This window comes from Streptomyces sp. NBC_00210 (assembly GCF_045160975.1).
Lineage (GTDB): Bacteria > Actinomycetota > Actinomycetes > Streptomycetales > Streptomycetaceae > Streptomyces.
Window position 1 is genome coordinate 4541197 of record NZ_CP108120.1, and the last position, 17208, is coordinate 4558404.

At 70.7% G+C, this 17208-nt stretch carries 17 protein-coding genes, 2 tRNA genes and 1 other RNA gene; 8 read left to right on the plus strand and 12 right to left on the minus strand.

Annotated features, from left to right (window positions below; genetic code table 11):
* Positions 1 to 70: 70 nt before the first annotated feature.
* The 4 genes from OG729_RS20625 to OG729_RS20640 form a co-directional block, all read right to left on the minus strand.
* On the minus strand, positions 71 to 343 hold the full coding sequence (locus OG729_RS20625; protein WP_405807570.1) for a hypothetical protein: 273 nt from the start codon (positions 341 to 343) through the stop codon (positions 71 to 73).
* 52 nt (positions 344 to 395) lie between these two features.
* A complete protein-coding gene (locus OG729_RS20630) occupies positions 396 to 656 on the minus strand; it encodes a hypothetical protein (RefSeq protein WP_360873060.1) in 261 nt (86 codons plus the stop codon).
* A 78-nt stretch (positions 657 to 734) separates the two neighbouring features.
* On the minus strand, positions 735 to 968 hold the full coding sequence (locus tag OG729_RS20635; RefSeq protein WP_360873063.1) for a hypothetical protein: 234 nt from the start codon (positions 966 to 968) through the stop codon (positions 735 to 737).
* Positions 969 to 972: 4 nt separating this feature from the next.
* On the minus strand, positions 973 to 1569 hold the full coding sequence (locus OG729_RS20640; RefSeq protein WP_360873280.1) for a DUF5994 family protein: 597 nt from the start codon (positions 1567 to 1569) through the stop codon (positions 973 to 975).
* Positions 1570 to 1890: 321 nt separating this feature from the next.
* On the opposite strand from OG729_RS20640, the gene OG729_RS20645 reads away from it, so the two are divergent.
* Complete coding sequence (locus OG729_RS20645; protein ID WP_405807572.1) at positions 1891 to 2418, plus strand: DUF5994 family protein; 528 nt, start codon at positions 1891 to 1893, stop codon at positions 2416 to 2418.
* Positions 2419 to 2678: 260 nt separating this feature from the next.
* Here the strand turns inward: OG729_RS20645 and OG729_RS20650 are convergent, their stop codons facing one another.
* From OG729_RS20650 to OG729_RS20660, 3 genes are read right to left on the minus strand one after another with little or no spacing between them, the layout of a single operon-like run.
* Complete coding sequence (locus OG729_RS20650) at positions 2679 to 2900, minus strand: hypothetical protein (protein WP_360873068.1); 222 nt, start codon at positions 2898 to 2900, stop codon at positions 2679 to 2681.
* Positions 2901 to 2926: 26 nt separating this feature from the next.
* Positions 2927 to 3253, minus strand: a complete 327-nt coding sequence (locus tag OG729_RS20655; RefSeq protein ID WP_405807574.1) for a DUF6233 domain-containing protein — start codon at positions 3251 to 3253, stop codon at positions 2927 to 2929.
* Positions 3254 to 3258: 5 nt separating this feature from the next.
* A complete protein-coding gene (locus OG729_RS20660; protein WP_360873073.1) occupies positions 3259 to 3609 on the minus strand; it encodes a hypothetical protein in 351 nt (116 codons plus the stop codon).
* Between the two features lie 562 nt (positions 3610 to 4171).
* Here OG729_RS20660 and OG729_RS20665 point away from each other — a divergent pair.
* Positions 4172 to 5290: a haloacid dehalogenase-like hydrolase gene (locus OG729_RS20665; RefSeq protein WP_360873079.1), complete on the plus strand. Its 1119-nt coding sequence runs from the start codon at positions 4172 to 4174 to the stop codon at positions 5288 to 5290.
* 101 nt (positions 5291 to 5391) lie between these two features.
* Here the strand turns inward: OG729_RS20665 and OG729_RS20670 are convergent, their stop codons facing one another.
* Both OG729_RS20670 and OG729_RS20675 read right to left on the minus strand, forming a co-directional pair.
* Positions 5392 to 6480, minus strand: a complete 1089-nt coding sequence (locus OG729_RS20670; protein ID WP_405807575.1) for a DUF1152 domain-containing protein — start codon at positions 6478 to 6480, stop codon at positions 5392 to 5394.
* Between the two features lie 220 nt (positions 6481 to 6700).
* Positions 6701 to 6788: transfer RNA gene (locus OG729_RS20675), tRNA-Ser, on the minus strand.
* Positions 6789 to 6860: 72 nt separating this feature from the next.
* Between OG729_RS20675 and ffs the strand changes: the two genes are divergently transcribed.
* From ffs to OG729_RS20705, 6 genes are all read left to right on the plus strand, one after another.
* Positions 6861 to 6959, plus strand: an RNA gene (gene ffs, locus OG729_RS20680) — signal recognition particle sRNA small type.
* Positions 6960 to 7068: 109 nt separating this feature from the next.
* Positions 7069 to 9297, plus strand: coding sequence for a DNA polymerase III subunit gamma and tau (locus tag OG729_RS20685; RefSeq protein ID WP_405807576.1), 2229 nt, complete (start codon positions 7069 to 7071; stop codon positions 9295 to 9297).
* Between the two features lie 60 nt (positions 9298 to 9357).
* On the plus strand, positions 9358 to 10608 hold the full coding sequence (gene purD, locus OG729_RS20690) for a phosphoribosylamine--glycine ligase (RefSeq protein ID WP_360873087.1): 1251 nt from the start codon (positions 9358 to 9360) through the stop codon (positions 10606 to 10608).
* Positions 10609 to 10821: 213 nt separating this feature from the next.
* Positions 10822 to 12456 (plus strand): hypothetical protein, encoded by a 1635-nt coding sequence (locus OG729_RS20695; protein WP_405807577.1) that lies wholly within the window; start codon positions 10822 to 10824, stop codon positions 12454 to 12456.
* 224 nt (positions 12457 to 12680) lie between these two features.
* Positions 12681 to 14138 (plus strand): N,N-dimethylformamidase beta subunit family domain-containing protein, encoded by a 1458-nt coding sequence (locus OG729_RS20700; protein WP_405807579.1) that lies wholly within the window; start codon positions 12681 to 12683, stop codon positions 14136 to 14138.
* A 149-nt stretch (positions 14139 to 14287) separates the two neighbouring features.
* On the plus strand, positions 14288 to 15187 hold the full coding sequence (locus tag OG729_RS20705; protein ID WP_405807580.1) for a phosphoribosylaminoimidazolesuccinocarboxamide synthase: 900 nt from the start codon (positions 14288 to 14290) through the stop codon (positions 15185 to 15187).
* 74 nt (positions 15188 to 15261) lie between these two features.
* Here OG729_RS20705 and OG729_RS20710 read toward each other — a convergent pair.
* From OG729_RS20710 to OG729_RS20720, 3 genes are all read right to left on the minus strand, one after another.
* A tRNA-Gly gene (locus OG729_RS20710) sits at positions 15262 to 15334 on the minus strand.
* A 22-nt stretch (positions 15335 to 15356) separates the two neighbouring features.
* Complete coding sequence (locus OG729_RS20715; protein ID WP_328674668.1) at positions 15357 to 15965, minus strand: response regulator transcription factor; 609 nt, start codon at positions 15963 to 15965, stop codon at positions 15357 to 15359.
* On the minus strand, positions 15962 to 17188 hold the full coding sequence (locus tag OG729_RS20720) for a sensor histidine kinase (protein WP_405807583.1): 1227 nt from the start codon (positions 17186 to 17188) through the stop codon (positions 15962 to 15964). Before OG729_RS20720 ends, OG729_RS20715 begins: the two co-directional genes overlap by 4 nt.
* Between the last annotated feature and the right edge of the window lie 20 nt (positions 17189 to 17208).

The window sequence follows — 17208 nt, forward strand, 5'->3', positions numbered from 1 at the left end:
CTACGCACTTCCGGCATCAGAGATTATTCGGATAATTCACTCCTGATGTCCGGAAAGGCCCCGCGCCGCGTCAGTCGTGTTCCTCCTCCTCGGCCTCCATGAGCCGGATCCCTTGATGCGTCAGCATGACCATCGCGGGTGTGTTTCCTTGTGCCCAGTCGACGGTGATGAGCCCTTCGCCATCCAGATACGCGCAGGCGGCGGCCAGATCCTCGTCAGGGACCTGGAGGTCGTCACGCAGCTTCGCCCCGGTGACGCCGAGGAGGCGATTGCCTTCCGTGGCCTCGTACAGGGTCTTCATGATCGCTTCGCGGAAGACCTTCCGCTCCTGCAGTGTTGCCATGACGTCCGCCCACTCGTGCTGAGGCACTCCATCGCTTCAGATTTCCATCGCTTCAGATTTCGTCCGCGTGTCCGCGATCCCCCGACGAGGACTGACTGGTCACCAGCCAGGACTGCGCCGGCTCGGCCGTTTGGCTGGTGTCCACGGTGAGGTGGAGGCGGGTTCCGCCTTCGCCACTGGCGGAGTAACTGCGCTGTTCGGTGGCGGCGAAGCAACGCCGGAGTACCTCTGCGACCCGGCGGGCGACCTCGGGGGACGCGGCAACGATGCGCACGTCGGCACGCCCGGCCAGGGGCAGTTCCAGTGGCTTCATGGTGACCTCATTCATCAGGACGACGTGTCGGTGGGCATGAGCCGCAGCTCCACACCCACCGGTCCGGTCAGCAGAAGGTCATGCGTCATCCGCGGACCCGTTGCTGTGTTCGTGGTGAGTGGGGGCGACGGGCGGTCCGGCAGGCGTTGCCGGCCGTCGGCTCTTCCGGGTCCGTCGGCCGATTCCCGGCATGATGTCGCCGTAGTGGAATGCCGCGATCCGTGCCTCGTGCTGGCCATTGAGCAGATGGATCAGCATTACTCCTACGACGATCATGGCGATGATCACGGCCACGGTCAGGGCAGTCTCCACGTCCTCACATCCCTTGGGTGCAGCTCAGAGGGCCGATCAGGTTCTGGTGCCCGGCCGGGCGGATGGGGCTTTGGTGCCCGGCAGCCGCCGAGGAGGCTCCGCCCTCGGTCTCCCACTCCTCTTCCCGGCTCAGCGACTCACTCGCGTTACGGGTGGTGTCCTCGCTCGCCATCAGACCGCTGGCGGCGACGATGCCCCCGGGGGCGGCCGCGGCGGACATCAGCCGGGCAGCGACAGCCGCATCGGTCTCCGGCGGGATCACCAACAGGTCCCAGCGGCCTGCGGTGTAGCTGAGGAGAATCAGCTTGTGCGGGTCCTGCTCGTCGGTGAACCAGCCGACGTGCACCGTATGCCCGGTCACGGGCACCTTGCGGGGGATCACGGGCCAGTGGGCCGGGTTCACGGTGACGCGAGTGATCCGCCCCCAGCGCGAGTCCAGCACGTCCGTCAGCGCCGGGAGTTCACGGAGGAGATCGCGGGAGCGAGGCCACCATGCACCGTCCAGAAGACCTGGCATCGGGCCTGCGGGGGTCAGGGACAGGCGGGCGGGAGGTGAGGCGACGCGCTCATTGATGTTCGTACGGTCGATCGCGGCAGTCATGGCGGTCATGGCGCAGACCCGTCCCCGGGCGCGTCTTCAACGTCCCCGGTGCTATTGCTCGCCGAGAACGGCACCAGCGCGTAGCCGGTGTGCGAAGTACTCCCGGTCCTTTCACTGTACTCCGCGTGTGGCCCGCATAACCCGCGCGTGACCAGCGACTTTCTCGCGAACCCGGGTCCGGGTCCGCTGCGCGGGCGACCGCTGGGCGCCGGCTCGCGGAGTACCGTGAAATGACGAAACCACTCCGCCGGCCCGGCAGCCACGCAGACGCCGTCCCAGGCGATCGGCCAACTGACGAATCCCGCAGACGGCGAGCACACCATGTCCGACTCCGACACCCCGCGCGCAGCGAAGCTGCTGCCGGACGCGATCCATCAGTCCGTCAAACCCGGAACGGCACTCCTGCGGCTGGAGACGACGCACTCCCGTCAGGGAGTTCTCGACGGTGCGTGGTGGCCGCGTTCCCGCGACATAGGCGCCGAGCTTCCCGTCCTGATCTCCGCGCTGACCGAGTACCTCGGACCCGTCACGCGTGTCGGCCTCGACGCCGGCGCCTGGGAAGAACTGCCGTCACGACTGATCATCGACGACCGCGCCGTGCATATCGACTCCTTCCCGGTCGGTGACGACACCGTCCTGATCACCCGAGGCGATCGAGACCACTTCTCCCTGCTGGTGATCCCGCCGCACGCGACGCCCGACGCGGCACGCGCCGCGATGGCCAGGGCCGTCCGCGCCGACAACGATGCGCAGGCCGAACAGATCCTCATCGACACCGGCACCGATCGAGCACGCCCGCCCGCCTCGGCCGACCCCGAGACGGGCCAGGAAGGCCGTGCCGCGACCTGACGGTCTTGGGCACGCCGCAACCGCGGCCCGCCGGCTCCGAGTTCGAGCCCCGTTGCAGGGCACCCAGAGCGGTAGCCGCCCGGAACGCACTCCACGAACTGGTGGCGGTTGCTGCGCGTGGATGGTTCGGTCGACGAGTCGAAGGCAGCAAAGAACTCGTCAATCCGCCTGAGAACTCACCCTCTTGGCCGCGAGTCGCCGAGGGCCCCGACCGTGATCAGTCGGGGCCTCTTCGTTTGCGCTGGTGGGCGGTTGCGGGCTCACGGCGGACCGTCCGGCTGGTACTCGTGTGCCCTGCCGCCGACCCATTCGACCCACGTCGGGTCGTCCAGGAGGTCCTCGGCGTCGGGCAGGCCCGCCTGGCGGAGGAATTCCAGCAGGTCCCGGTCGGAGTGGGCCAGGCCCATGATCCGGTCCCGCACCGTGACCCGCCGGCCGCCGGTCGGGCTGAACCGGTGCACGACGATCGGGGCGCCTCTCATGCCTCCAGGCTGCGACGGGTGGCCGGTCACAGCATGCCGAGGTCTCGGTCGGGACGGCAGATCGTGCACGGTTCGACATGCGCGGCGAGGGCGGCGAGTGCCTGTTCGCGGCTGATCGACTTGGCCCGCGGCGCACCGCCGTGGGTGCAGTCCCCCGCATGGACCGCGATGGGGTGCCGCCCGCCGCGGCTCATCTCGATCTTCCACTCCGGCGGTGGCGGTGGTATGTGCGCAGCGCGCAGGGCTCGGTCCTCCTCCTGCTCCAGCCAGCGTTTCGTCTGCTGGAGCTGTTGAAGCTGGACCCGCTCCAGGAAGCGCAGAAGCTCCAGCCGCGATGGTAGGCGCTCGGCCATGACCCTCACGCCGCCTTGCCCTCGTCCTGCTCGTGGACGTGTTTGAGCGCCATCCGGGCATCGACCACGTCCGCCGTCAGGCTCGCCCAGTACGGATGCGTGCTCACCGTGACCGACAGATCGAGCAGCCGCCGGCGCAGCCGCTCCACCTCGGCCGCCTGCTCGTCGGTGTAACCCGGGCTGTCCGGAAAGGACACCACCCGGTCGCCGAGTACGTGCTTCTCGCTCGTCCAGCCGGGCTCCGGGGTCACCGACCACGGCAGGGCCCGGCACAGCGCCGCGTACTCAGCACGCGTCCGGTGCAGGTCGAGCTGCGCGGCACGGAGGTCGTCGGGGAAGTCGTACGTTTCAGCCACACCAGAATGGTACGTCTGTTCGATTTCAGGATGCGAGCACCGCGGGCCGGCTGTGGCAAGGAGGGCATGGCGTACGAGCCGGAGGGGCGACTGGTCGTCGCGGTGTCGACGACCGTCGGCCCGGACGCCCCCGACGGCAACACGGCGCAGACCTTCGCCGAACGCATCGCGCCGGGCCTGTCCCCGGAACGCCCCTTGGCCGACTGGCCCCCGTCACATGCAACTACGACAGTCGTGACAACGAGGACTTCGGCTGCTTCGCAGGCTGAAGCCTCTGCCTCTCTACTCTGGCGCGGAGCCAGAGCCGTGGAACCGCCCCCCCGCACTCAAGTCGCGGCCCGGTATGGGTTTCGCGACAGTCGGTGCACTCGTGGGCGGGCAGGTACGAGCAGTTGAGCGGCACGCGGCCGCCCCGCCGCCCCGCAGCCCGTTTCACGTTACCGGTGCAAAGGGCGGCGTCGTGACTCTTGACACCCATAGCCCGGATCCGCTTCCCTCGTTGCGCATGCCACATGGCATTGCGTAATGCGGAACCGTGACCGACCTGAGAGGCGGTAGTTCCATGCCCACTGCCCGGCGTTTTCTGGTCTGCATCCTCAGCGCCGTCACCGCTGTTGCTGCGCTGACGCTCGGCCCCGTGCTGGCACAGGCCGCCGACAGTCCCGCCGGCGCCGCCGGGGACAGCCGCCACGCGGACCTGAGCTCCTGGCCGCACGCCCAGGAAAAACGGCTGCAGAAACTCATCTCCAAGTTCTCCGACCACGGCGACTACGCCGTCTTCGACGCCGACAACACCATCTGGCGCTACGACCTCGAGGAATCACTGCTGCCCTACCTCGAGATGAAGGGCGTGCTGGACCGGGACCACCTCGATCCGTCGTTGAAACTGATCCCCTTCCGCGACGGCGAGAGCCTCTACTCGTACTACGTGCGGCTGTGCGAAATCGACGACAAGGTCTGTTATCCGTGGGTCGCACAGGTCTTCTCCGGGCTCACCCTCGAAACACTCAAGGGCCATGTCGACGACCTCTTCGCCTACGGCAAGCCCATACCGGTCACGTACTACGAAGGCAACGAAACCGTGCACAGCACGGTCAACCCGCCGCGCATCTACCCCGGCCAGCGCCAGCTCATCAACGAGCTGCGCAAGCACGGGATCAGCGTCTACGTCATGACCGCCGCTCATGAGGAGCTGGTGCGCATGGTGGTCTCCGACCCTGCCTACGGCCTCGGCATCGATCCGAAGAACGTCATCGGTGTCACCACACTGCTGCGCGATCCCGCAACCGGCGAACTGACCACCGCACGCAAGCAGATCGAGAAGGGGCACTTCCTCGACGCGGAGTACCCCAAGAGCAAGCACATGCGGATGGAGATCACGCCGTACCTGTGGACCCCGGGCACGTGGTACGTCGGCAAGCTCGCCGGTATCAAGGAGTACATCGCCCACTACAAGCGTCCGGTGCTCGTCGCCGGTGACGCACCCAGTGACTGGTTCATGCTCTTCGACACCGATGTACAGGCCGGTGGAGAACGGGTGTGGGTCAACCGCAAGCAGAAGTACACCGACGCGCTGCAGTTGGAGAAGGCCAAGCGGGCCGACGAGCAGAAGGAGGCAGGAGTCCGCGTCGACGCCGACCGCAACTGGATCGTCGTCAAGCCCGCAGAGATCGGCGGCTGAGCACGCGCACCCCTGCACACTGAGCACCACCCCGAATATCGGCGCTGCGGCCGGGCGGTAAGCCCGGCCGCAGCGCCTTGCGGTGCCGACCGGGCACTCCGTCAGGACGAGATGTGCCAGAGAGGGGCTTGGTACTGCTCCGGTCGGCTGCTGAGCAGGAGAGCTCTCAGGTCCTGGCGCTGTTTGCCGCCCAGGCCGAGAGCCTCGGTGATGCGACGGAACGTTGTGTGGGTGACGCCGCGGCCGCGGGCCTCGGCCTCGAATTGGTCGAGTTGGCGGAGTGCGGTCTCGGGGTCGAGCTTTCGTTCCGGCCGGCTGCCCAGCCGACTGGCCTTGTTGCGTTCGTAGTCGATCTCGCAGTAGCCGCAGATTTCGCGGCTGTGCTGCTCGGCCTCGTCGAGGGTTTCCGTGGCGAGGAGGGCCCGGGCGAGCTCGTTGCGGTTGAGGGCGTCGTCCAGGTCGGCTTCATGGACGGTGGGCCCCTCGTCGGTGAGGGGGACCGGCAACCCCGCGTCTCGGACTTCGCACAGGCCGCGGACTCCTCGGGCTGTTGCCGCGAGCATGGCTGTGGCTTCGGAGGGGTGCCATTCCAGGACCGAGCTGACCGGCTCGACGTGCTCAGCAGTGAGCGTCAGGACGGGTGGGCCCATGCGGTCGCGCAGGTCGTCGGCGGGCAGTTCGCCGTCGAGGCCGGGGCCGGCGACCAGGAGCCGTACGGGGGCGTTGACTTGGCAGCACGCCGCGAGGGTGAGGGCGTCGGCGAGCGGGCTGCGGAGGGTGGGTTCGTCACCCCGCGCGAGGATGTCTCCCCCGACGTCCAGGAGGTCGATCGACTCAGGAGCCAGCTGCTGGATGAGTTCCTCGAGCTGGCGGGTGATGCCTTCGGCGCCGTGGTGCGGGTCGACCAGGGCGAAGGTGTGCGGCAGCTCGGCGGCGAGCCGGGGGAGTGTCGAACCGGCGGGGGCTACCGGCTTTGCGTCGTCGGGTACGGCTTGGACGCTTCTGGTGAGTGGGCGCAGGCCGGTGAAGTTGGCCGGGCCTCGTGGACCGGGCACCGGGTCGATCAAGAGGCGGTCCCACGCGTAGGTGAGGATCACGGCCGGTCCCTCGCTGCCGTACACGGCCGCGTCGAGCATTGCGGCGGCGACTGCGTCGCCTCCTCCACCTGCTGCCACGATCAAGCGCGTCACCTGCGCCAGCGTACGGGCTACCGGCCCGGCCGGTCCCGGCCCAGCCGGTTGGTGTCGTGGAGTTCCGGCCGGTCGGCACCGACGGCTGCGGTGATGCCCGTCACATTGCTGCGACCGTGGTCCCAACTGGGACGGGAACGGAGACGGAAAGAGACGGACAACGCCGAAGGGCCCCACCGCGAACGGTGGGGCCCTTCAACGTATTGCCCGGTGAGAGCAATGGCGGAGGATACGAGATTCGAACTCGTGAGGGGTTGCCCCCAACACGCTTTCCAAGCGTGCGCCCTAGGCCACTAGGCGAATCCTCCGCCGCAAACAATACAAGACGTTGAGGAGTGCTAGCGAACTCGTTCCCACCCCCTGCCATCAGGTACCCTGTGCGGAGCCCCTCACGTGGCGCTATCTGACTGAACTCCCCCAGGGCCGGAAGGCAGCAAGGGTAGGTTGGCTCTGGCGGGTGCGTGGGGGGCGCTTGCGTTCATGGGCGCCGTGGGCGCCGGGCCGAGCGGGCGCCGCCGGGCAGGCCGGGCCGTCGTGGGCATCGGCGGGCGGCGACGCTTGTCAGTGGGCCCCGATAACCTCGTAGGCGTGTCGTCCCTTGCGCTGTACCGCCGCTATCGCCCCGAGTCCTTCGCCGAGGTCATCGGGCAAGAGCATGTCACTGACCCGCTGCAGCAGGCCCTGCGGAACAACCGGGTCAATCACGCGTACCTGTTCAGCGGTCCGCGCGGTTGTGGCAAGACGACCAGCGCGCGCATCCTCGCCCGCTGTCTGAACTGTGAGCAGGGGCCCACGCCCACGCCTTGCGGCGAGTGCCAGTCCTGCCGCGACCTCGCCAGGAACGGGCCGGGGTCGATCGACGTCATCGAGATCGACGCCGCTTCACACGGTGGTGTGGACGATGCGCGTGATCTTCGGGAGAAGGCGTTCTTCGGGCCGGCGAGCAGCCGGTACAAGATCTACATCATCGACGAGGCGCACATGGTCACCCCGCAGGGCTTCAACGCCCTGCTGAAGGTGGTCGAGGAGCCGCCGGAGCACCTCAAGTTCATCTTTGCGACCACCGAGCCGGAGAAGGTCATCGGCACGATCCGGTCGCGCACGCACCACTATCCGTTCCGGCTGGTGCCCCCGGGGACGCTCCGCGAGTACCTGGGCGAGGTGTGCGGCAAGGAGAACATCCCGGTCGCGGACGGCGTGCTGCCCCTCGTCGTACGGGCGGGCGCGGGGTCCGTGCGCGACTCCATGTCCGTCATGGACCAGCTGCTCGCGGGTGCGACCGAGGAGGGTGTGACGTATGCCATGGCGACCGCCCTCCTCGGGTACACGGACGGGTCGTTGCTCGACTCGATCGTGGACGCGTTTGCGTCGGGCGACGGGGCCGCGGCCTTCCAGGTCGTGAACACCGTCATCGAAGGCGGCAACGACCCGAGGCGTTTCGTCGCCGATCTGCTGGAGCGGCTGCGGGACCTGGTGATCCTGGCCGCCGTGCCGGACGCGGGGAAGACAGGGCTCATCGACGCGCCCGCCGACGTGGTCGAGCGGATGCAGGCGCAGGCCTCCGTTTTCGGTGCCGCCGAGCTGAGCCGGGCCGCGGATCTGGTCAATACGGGACTTACGGAGATGCGTGGCGCCACCTCGCCGCGGCTGCAGCTGGAGCTGATCTGCGCGCGGGTGCTGCTGCCCGCCGCGTTCGACGACGAGCGGTCGGTGCAGGCACGGCTGGACCGGCTGGAGCGGGGGGCGACGTTCTCGACCGGGGGTTCCGCGCCCGCGATGGGGTACGTACCGGCGCCGGAGGCGGGGGCCCACGCTCCGGTGCCACCGCCCGTGGCGAACGTGCCGCAGGGCGGAGGTCCGGCCGCGGCGCGTGCGGCCGCCGGGACGCCTCAGGCCGCCCCCACCACTGCCGCGCCCGTGCCCGCACCTGCTGTCGACCCGGCCGGGCAGCCGCAGTCGGCCGGGCAGCGTCCCGGAGCCTGGCCCGCCGCGGCCGGATCGGCCGCACCTGCCGCCCCCGCTGCTGAGACGGCCGGACGGCGTCCCGGCGGCTGGCCCACGGCGTCGGCCCCGGGACAGGGCGCCTCGCCCGCCGCGCCCGTGGCACCCGCGCCCACCCCGGCGGCCCCTGCCCCCGGACCCGCCGCACCGGGCGCAGCCATGGTCCAGGGCGCCGGACAGGTACGGAACATGTGGCCGGACATCCTGGAGGCCGTGAAGAACCGCCGTCGCTTCACCTGGATCCTGCTCAGCCAGAACGCCCAGGTGGCGGGCTTCGACGGCACCACCCTCCAGCTCGGCTTCATCAACGCCGGTGCCCGGGACAACTTCGCGAGCAGCGGAAGCGAGGAGGTGCTGAAGCAGGCGCTTGCCGAGCAGTTCAACGTGCAGTGGAAGGTCGAGGCGATCATCGACCCGTCGGGCGGCGCGGGCGGTCCGGGCGGTGGCGCCCAGCCCCCGTCCGGCGGAGGCGGCGGTTTCGGCGGTGGCGGGGGCTACGGCGGCGGACGGGGCTCACAGGCCCCCGCCCCGCCGGCCCACGCCGCACAGAACCACGCTCCCGCCCCGGGGCCCGCAGCCTCCGCGACCCCCGCCCCAGGACCGGCCCAGTCAGCTCCCCAATCAGCCCCCGGGCCGCGGTCCTCCGCCCCCGAGCCGCCGCGCGCCGCCCCCGTGCAGGCTCCGCCACCGGTCGCCCCCGAGGACGACGTGCCGGAGGAGGACGACCCCGACCTCGTCGACTCCGCGCTCTCCGGCCACGACCTCATCGTGCGCGAGCTCGGCGCCACGGTCGTGGAGGAATACACAAACGAATAGAGGGGAGAGCCTCGGAGGCCCGTACAGGAGCAGCCGCTCCCGGCGGTTAGGCTGACTGCCGTGAAGGTCCTCGTCATCGGCGGCGGCGCCCGCGAACACGCCCTGTGCCGCTCTCTCTCCCTCGACCCCGACGTCACCGCGCTGCACTGCGCGCCCGGAAACGCCGGCATCGGCGAGGTCGCCCAGCTGCACCCGGTCGACGCGCTGGACGGCGCGGCCGTGGCGCGGCTCGCCACCGAGCTGGCGGCCGAGCTCGTCGTCGTCGGCCCCGAGGCGCCGCTCGTCGCCGGTGTCGCCGACGCGGTACGGGCCGCGGGCATCCCCTGCTTCGGCCCCTCCCGCGAGGCGGCCGAGCTGGAGGGCTCCAAGGCCTTCGCCAAGGAGGTGATGGCGGCGGCCGGAGTGCCCACGGCCCGCAGCTATGTCTGTACGACGCCCGAGGAGATCGACGAGGCACTCGACGCCTTCGGCGCTCCGTACGTCGTCAAGGACGACGGCCTCGCCGCCGGCAAGGGCGTCGTCGTCACCCACGACCTCGTCGCCGCCCGCGAGCACGCGCTGGCCTGCGATCGCGTAGTCATCGAGGAGTTTCTCGACGGCCCCGAGGTCTCCCTCTTCGCCATCACCGACGGCGAGACGGTCGTCCCGCTCACCCCCGCCCAGGACTTCAAGCGCGCGCTCGACGGCGACGCGGGCCCCAACACGGGCGGCATGGGCGCGTACTCCCCGCTCCCCTGGGCCGACCCGAAGCTGGTCGACGAGGTCATGGCGACCGTCCTGCAGCCCACCGTCGACGAGCTGCACCGCCGTGGCACGCCCTTCGCGGGGCTGCTGTACGCGGGTCTGGCGATCACGTCGCGCGGTGTACGCGTCATCGAGTTCAACGCCCGCTTCGGCGACCCGGAGACCCAGGTGGTCCTGGCCCGCCTGCAGACCCCGCTCGCGGGCGTGCTGCTCAGCGCCGCGCAGGGCACCCTCGAGATGCAGCCGCCGCTGCGGTGGCGTGACGCCGCCGCCGTGACCGTGGTCGTCGCCTCGCACAACTACCCGGAGACCCCGCGCACCGGCGACCCGATCGAGGGCCTGGACGAGGTCGCGGAGCAGGATGCGCCCCATGCGTACGTGCTGCACGCCGGGACCAGGCGGGACGGCGAGGCGATCGTGAGCGCCGGCGGCCGGGTGCTTTCGGTCACGGCGACCGGGAAGGACCTGTCGCAGGCGCGCGAGAGGGCGTACAAGGCGGTGGCCCGGATCCGGCTCGACGGTTCGCAGCACCGTACGGACATCGCACGCGAGGCCGCCGGGGAGTGAACCCCCAGGGCCCGATTACCGTCATCACCTTTGCCCAAAGCCATTCCATCGAGTGACGCGCTGAGCCATCCGGATGACGCCCGCCGAAGCCCCAACTAGGGTGCGGCGCAAGCGTTCCGGCACTTGGCCCACCGGCATTGCGATGTCAGTGGTGGGTGCCACAGTGGGGGAGTGAGCAACACCGTCGCAGGGCAGAGGGGGTGAGGTCCAGCCGTGTCCGGTACCGGTCTCGGTGAGTCGCTGGGTGCGCAGGCCGCGCGCTCGCGGGCCCTCGCCGTGCTGCGCATCCGCAGCAGGGCCCTGGCCGTGGCGCTGCTGCCCGCGGCCGTCGCCGTCGTGCTGCTCACCGGCGGTACCACGGGGCATATGAGCGGCGGGAGTTGGGACACCGCGCGCTGGGTTGTCACGCTCTTCGCCGTGCTGGTGCTGGTGCTCGCGGCTGCGGTCGCAGCCGTGATCGTACGAGCCAGGCCGGCGCTGAGTCCCACCGTCGAGCTCTCGGAGGAGTCGGCCCCCGATCTGTACCGCCTGGTCCGGGACGTGGCCGAGCGCCTTGAGGTGCCCGCGCCCTCCGCGCTGGCCCTCACCCCGGACTGTGACAGCTGGCTCGAGGACCGCACACACCCGGCCCATGCGATACGGAGCGGGCGCCGCCGCCGCGGCGCCGAGGCGCCCGTGCTGGTGATCGGCTCGCCGTTCCTGTGGTGGATGCGGGTCGCCGAGCTGCGGGCGGTGCTGGCGCCGGTCGTCGCCGGGACCGGGCCGTCGGCGCAGCCGGACATAGCCGCGGCACGCCGTTTCGTACGGGGCCTGGACGCCGCCGTCGCGGTCGCGGCGGGCCCTGGGCGGGGAGCGATAGGCAGGCCGGCGCTCGGCTTCGTCGGCCTGATCAGCCGGGTGCTGCTGCGCAGCTGCCAGGCGCCCGCCGCCGAGATGGAGCGAGGGGTCGCGGCCGCCGCGTCCGAGCGTGCACAGGCTGTGGATTACGGCCTGCGGATCGTCGCCCAGGAGCAGGTCGGCCTTGCCTATGCAGGCTGGGACCGGCTGCTGACCCGGGTCGCACTGCCCGCCTGGCGGATGGGCCGCTGGCCGTCCCGGCTCGACGCGGGCGTCGTCTCCGCCCTCACCGAACTCTCCCGCCGCGACCGGCTGGCCGAGGGCTTCACCTCCCGCCTGGGTGAGCGCCCAGCGTGCGACCTGCTCGAAGAGCCGGGCGCGACGGACGAGGCCGCGTCGCTGCTGGCCGCGCGACTCTTCCACGGCGGTCCCGCCGAGGCGGGCCCCGACTGGTCCCCGGTGAGCTGGCAGCAGTACCCGGAAGAGGTCGTCGACCGTAAGTGGCGCACGGAAGCGGCGCGCCTGCACCGGGTGCTCGACGACATGGGCGTGCCACCGTCGACCGGCCCGGACGGTCCGACGCTCGCGCGGGTGATGGACCACCTGTCCGGCCGGGGCGAGGACGTCGGCGAGACGCTGGGGGCCGGGATCAGCGCGGAGGTTGCCCGCGAGGAGGCGGCGACCCCGCCGGTCCCCAAGAGCCCGGGCGACGCCCTGAACGGCTGGGGCGCGGACCCGCTCCCCCTCTTCCCTCTGCAGCCGCCCCGCTCCGGGCGCGAACTGCTCGCGGACCATGTCACCGCGATGGTCTGCTGCGCGGCGGTCGACACGGCCGGCGCGGCCCCCGGCCTCGACTGGCTCGACGGCCCGGCCCTCCTGATCCACGGCGAACGCCGCGGAGACCTTGCGGCCGCTGTGCTGAGCCTCACGGAGGACGGCGACGTGTCCCCCCTCCGCACCTGGCTCACCAAACTGGGCATCCGTGCAGAAAAGCCGGTCCGCCTGGTCTGAGCCTGCCCGCAACACAATTCCAGCCGCGGAACGGCGTGGAAGCGTGCCCGCGGAGTGGGTCAGGAGCCCCACCGCGGCGACCTCGCACCCTCCGCCTCCGTTCCGTTCCCGTCAATCCGCGACGAAGGGTGACGGAGTGCGTGCGTTATGTGATGTGCTGGAGACCGACGCTGAACATTCGGCGCATCACAGTTGTCCCAGGCCACATCGAGGGAGGGCGCAGCATGGGGGCGGAGCAGATCCGGCGATGGGAATCGGGCGCCCTCGCACACGCCGTGACGGATCCTTTCGGCCAGGGCCCCCTGCCCTGGCTCCGTGGCAGCGAGAACTACTTCGACGACACCGGCCACGTCGTCCCCTGGTACGCGGACCCCGACCGCGGCAAATGCGTCCGCGGCCCCCGCACCGCCGACGACGTACACCGCCAGATCAAGGGCTTCGCGTCCACCGGTGCCGTCGCCCCCGGGGAGGCGATCGACTTCCACGTCACCGTCGACCCGCCCCAGCAGTTCTCCGTCGACGTCTACCGCATCGGGCACTACGCGGGCGACGGCGCGGCCAAGATCACCACCAGCCCTCGCCTCTCCGGCATCGTGCAGCCGCCCCCGCTCACCGCCAACCGCACCGTCTCCTGTCACCACTGGTGGCTCTCCTGGCGGCTGCAGATCCCCTCGTACTGGTCGGTCGGCGGCTACGTCGCCGTGCTCACCACCGCCGACGGCTATCGGTCCCACATCCCTTTCACCGTCCGCGACGACCACCCGGCCGACCTGCTCCTGCTGCTCCCCGACATCACCTGGCAGGCGTACAACCTCTACCCGGAGGACGGCCGTACCGGCGCCAGCCTCTACCACGCCTGGGACGAACAGGGCTGTCTCCTCGGCGAGGAGGACGCCGCCGTCACGGTCTCGTTCGACCGCCCGTACGCCGGCGCGGGCCTGCCCCTCCACGTCGGCCACGCCTACGACTTCATCCGCTGGGCCGAGCGCTACGGCTACGACCTCGCCTACGCCGACACCCGCGACCTCCATGCCGGCCGCATCGACCCCGCCCGCTACCGCGGCCTGGTCTTCCCCGGCCACGACGAGTACTGGTCGGCCCCCATGCGCCGTACCGTCGAGCGCGCCCGCGACCGCGGCACCTCGCTCGTCTTCCTCTCCGCCAACACCATGTACTGGCAGGTCGAGTTCGCTCCGTCCCCCTCCGGCGTCCCCCACCGTCTCCTCAGCTGTCGCAAGCGCCGCGGCCCCGGGAAGGCCGCTCTCTGGCGCGAGATCGACCGGGCCGAGCAGCAGATGCTGGGCATCCAGTACGCGGGCCGGGTCCCCGAGCCGTATCCGCTGGTCGTACGGAACGCGGACCACTGGCTCTGGGAGGCGACCGGCGCAGACGACGGCGACGAGCTTCCCGGCCTGGTCGCCGGCGAGGCCGACCGGTACTTCCCGCGCACCTCGCTCCCCGAGCACCAGAGCCGGATCCTGCTCGCCCACTCGCCGTACCGGGACGGCGAAGGCGTTGTCCGCCACCAGGAGACATCCCTGTACCGGGCACCTTCCGGCGCCCTCGTCTTCGCGTCCGGCACCTTCGCCTGGTCCCCGGCGCTGGACCGGCCCGGTCATGTCGACACCCGCGTCCAGCGGGCGACCGCCAATCTCCTCGACCGCATCTGCAAACACGACTAGGACGCGACGAGGGCGCGACAGGGACCCGACGGGGACGCGATGAGTACGCGATTGGGACCGATCAGGACCGGTCAGCCACCCCTGACCAGGCCCCCGCTCCCGTCGTACGGGAGAATCGGAGCCATTGCACAAAACCACGGGGAGGAACCGTGTCCGGATTCGTCGAAAAGCCCGAACCGCTTCAGGTCCCGGGCCTGGTGCATCTGCACACCGGCAAGGTGCGCGATCTGTACCAGAACGAGGCGGGCGACCTCGTGATGGTCGCCAGCGACCGCATCTCCGCCTACGACTGGGTGCTGCCCACCGAGATCCCCGACAAGGGACGGGTTCTCACCCAGCTTTCGCTCTGGTGGTTCGAGCGCCTCGAGGACCTTGTCCCGAACCACGTCCTGAGCACAGACCTGCCCGCCGGCGCCCCCGCCGACTGGGCGGGCCGCACCCTTGTCTGCAAGTCCCTGAGCATGGTCCCGGTCGAGTGCGTCGCCCGCGGCTATCTCACCGGCTCGGGTCTCGTCGAGTACAAGGAGTCCCGCACGGTCTGCGGGCTCGCGCTGCCCGAGGGGCTCTCCGACGGCTCCGAGCTCCCGGCCCCGATCTTCACGCCCGCCACCAAGGCGGCAGTCGGCGACCACGACGAGAACGTCTCGTACGAGGAAGTCGCCCACCAGGTCGGCGCCGAGACCGCCGCCCAGCTGCGCCAGGCGACCCTCGCCGTCTACGGCCGGGCTCGCGACATCGCCCGCGACCGCGGCATCATCCTCGCGGACACCAAGTTCGAGTTCGGCTTCGACGGCGAAGACCTTGTGATCGCCGACGAGGTGCTGACCCCGGACTCGTCCCGCTTCTGGCCCGCCGCCTCCTGGCAGCCGGGCCGCGCCCAGCCGTCGTACGACAAGCAGTACGTCCGCGACTGGCTGACCTCGCCCGCCTCCGGCTGGGACCGCAAGAGCGAGCAGCCGCCGCCGGCCCTCCCGCAGGAGACCGTCGAGGCGACCCGCGCGAAGTACATCGAGGCGTACGAGCTGCTGACCGGCATGAGCTGGTCGTAGATACGGCCGGGAGGCACGACCGGCAGACAGACACGAAGAAGGCCCCGGTCGAAAGGACCGGGGCCTTCAAGCTGAGCGGACGACCAGGTTCGAACTGGCGACCTCAACCTTGGCAAGGTTGCGCTCTACCAACTGAGCTACGTCCGCATGCGCCGTGGCGCGGTGACCACTATACCCAACCTCGCTCCCGTGCGAGGCGCACCGCCGTGTGCCGGTTTTCGGCACCCAGCTTGGAGGCGGCCGACGAGAGGTAGTTCCGTACGGTCCCCTGCGACAGCGAGGCCCGCTCGGCGATCTCCGCGACGGGTGCCCCGTCCGCTGCCAGCTCCAGCACCTCCGCCTCCCTGCCGGTCAGCGGCGAGTCCCCCGCCGAGATCGCGTCGGCCGCCAACTCCGGGTCCACATAACGGTTTCCGGCGTGCACCGTACGGATGATCTCCGCCAGCCGCTGGGCGCTCACGGTCTTGGGGACAAACCCCCGCACGCCAGCGGCCAGCGCCCTCTTGAGGTGGCCGGGCCGCCCATGACCGGTCACGATCATCGTCCGGCACTCGGGCAGTTCGGACCGCAGGGATGTGGCCACGCTCACACCGTCCGGCCCCGGCATCTGGAGATCGAGGACCGCGACATCGGGCCGGTGCGCCCGAGCCATGGCCAGGGCCTCGCCGCCCGTGGCCGCCTCGGCGACCACCACGAGATCGTCTTCGAGCGAGAGCAGGGCGGCCAGGGCGCCCCTGATCAGATGCTCGTCGTCGGCGAGCAGTACGCGTACGGTCACACCGCCTCCTTCACGTCATCCCCGATGTCCCCGTTGTCTCTGCCGCCCTTGAAGGGAACGCGGGCCGTCAGACGAAAGCGCCCGCCCCGACACGGGCCGGCCTCCAGCGTGCCGCCCACCGCTGACAGCCGCTCCCGCAGGCCCGCCAGCCCTGATCCCGGGGCGTCGCCCGACGCCGCCTCGGCCACCCCGTCGTTCTCGACGACCAGGACGACGGTGTCGTCCGCGGTGCGCACCGAGATCGCGCAGCGCCGCGCGTCCCCGTGCCGCAGCACGTTCGTCGTGGCCTCCCGGACCACCCAGCCCAGCGCCGACTGGACATCGCCGGGCAGTTCGGCCTCCCCCCACTCGACGGTGCAGGCGATCCCGGCCGCCGCCAACACGCCCCGCGCGCCCTCCACTTCCACCCGCAGGTCCGCCTCGCGGTAGCCGCGCACCACGTCCCGTACCTCGCGGTGCGACTCCTGGGCGATGCGCTGGACCTCTGTCATCTGGTCGACCGCCTCAGGGCGCGCGCGCCGGGCCAGCTGCACCGCCAGCTCGCTCTTGAGCGCGATGACGGCGAGGTTCCGGCCCAGTACGTCGTGCAGATCGCGGCCGAAGCGCAGCCGTTCCTCGGCGACCGCGAGCCGCGCCTGTACGTCGCGCGCCTCGCGCAGCTCCCACATCACGGCCAGCACCCACATGGACGCCCGGGCCGTGAACGCCATCCAGCCGGTCACGAAGCCGGTCGTCACGACGGCGAACAGCACCTGAGCGGCGGTGCGGCCGGTCAGCGCAACCAGCCCGCCCACCACGGCCAGCACCGCCAGTTGGACCAGGGCCGTGGTCCGGTTGCGTACGAGCAGACAGTGGACGGTCAGGAACGGCGCCAGGCCCGCCGCCAGCAGTCCCGCCAGATCGACCGTCGCCGCCAGCGCCACCACGGCGGCCGTCGTCGCGGCCGTCACCGCCGCCGCCCGCGAGACCAGGCTCCGGGGCACGTGCCCCTGACCCAGATAGGCATCCATCGCGTGCCGGGCCAGCCGTCCGCAGAGCACCCCTTCCGCGACGGCGAGCAGCGAGGCGCTCATGACAAGGAGCAGCTGCCGGCCCTCGTGGACCGGCCGGGCATGCAGCAGCAGGGTCTGCCCGAGGACCGCCGTCCACACGATCAGATAGACCGTGCCGCGCGTGTACAGGTCCACCTTCGCCAGTCCGCTGCGGCCGCTCCAGCCCTTCACCCGCACAGAAACTCCCGAAG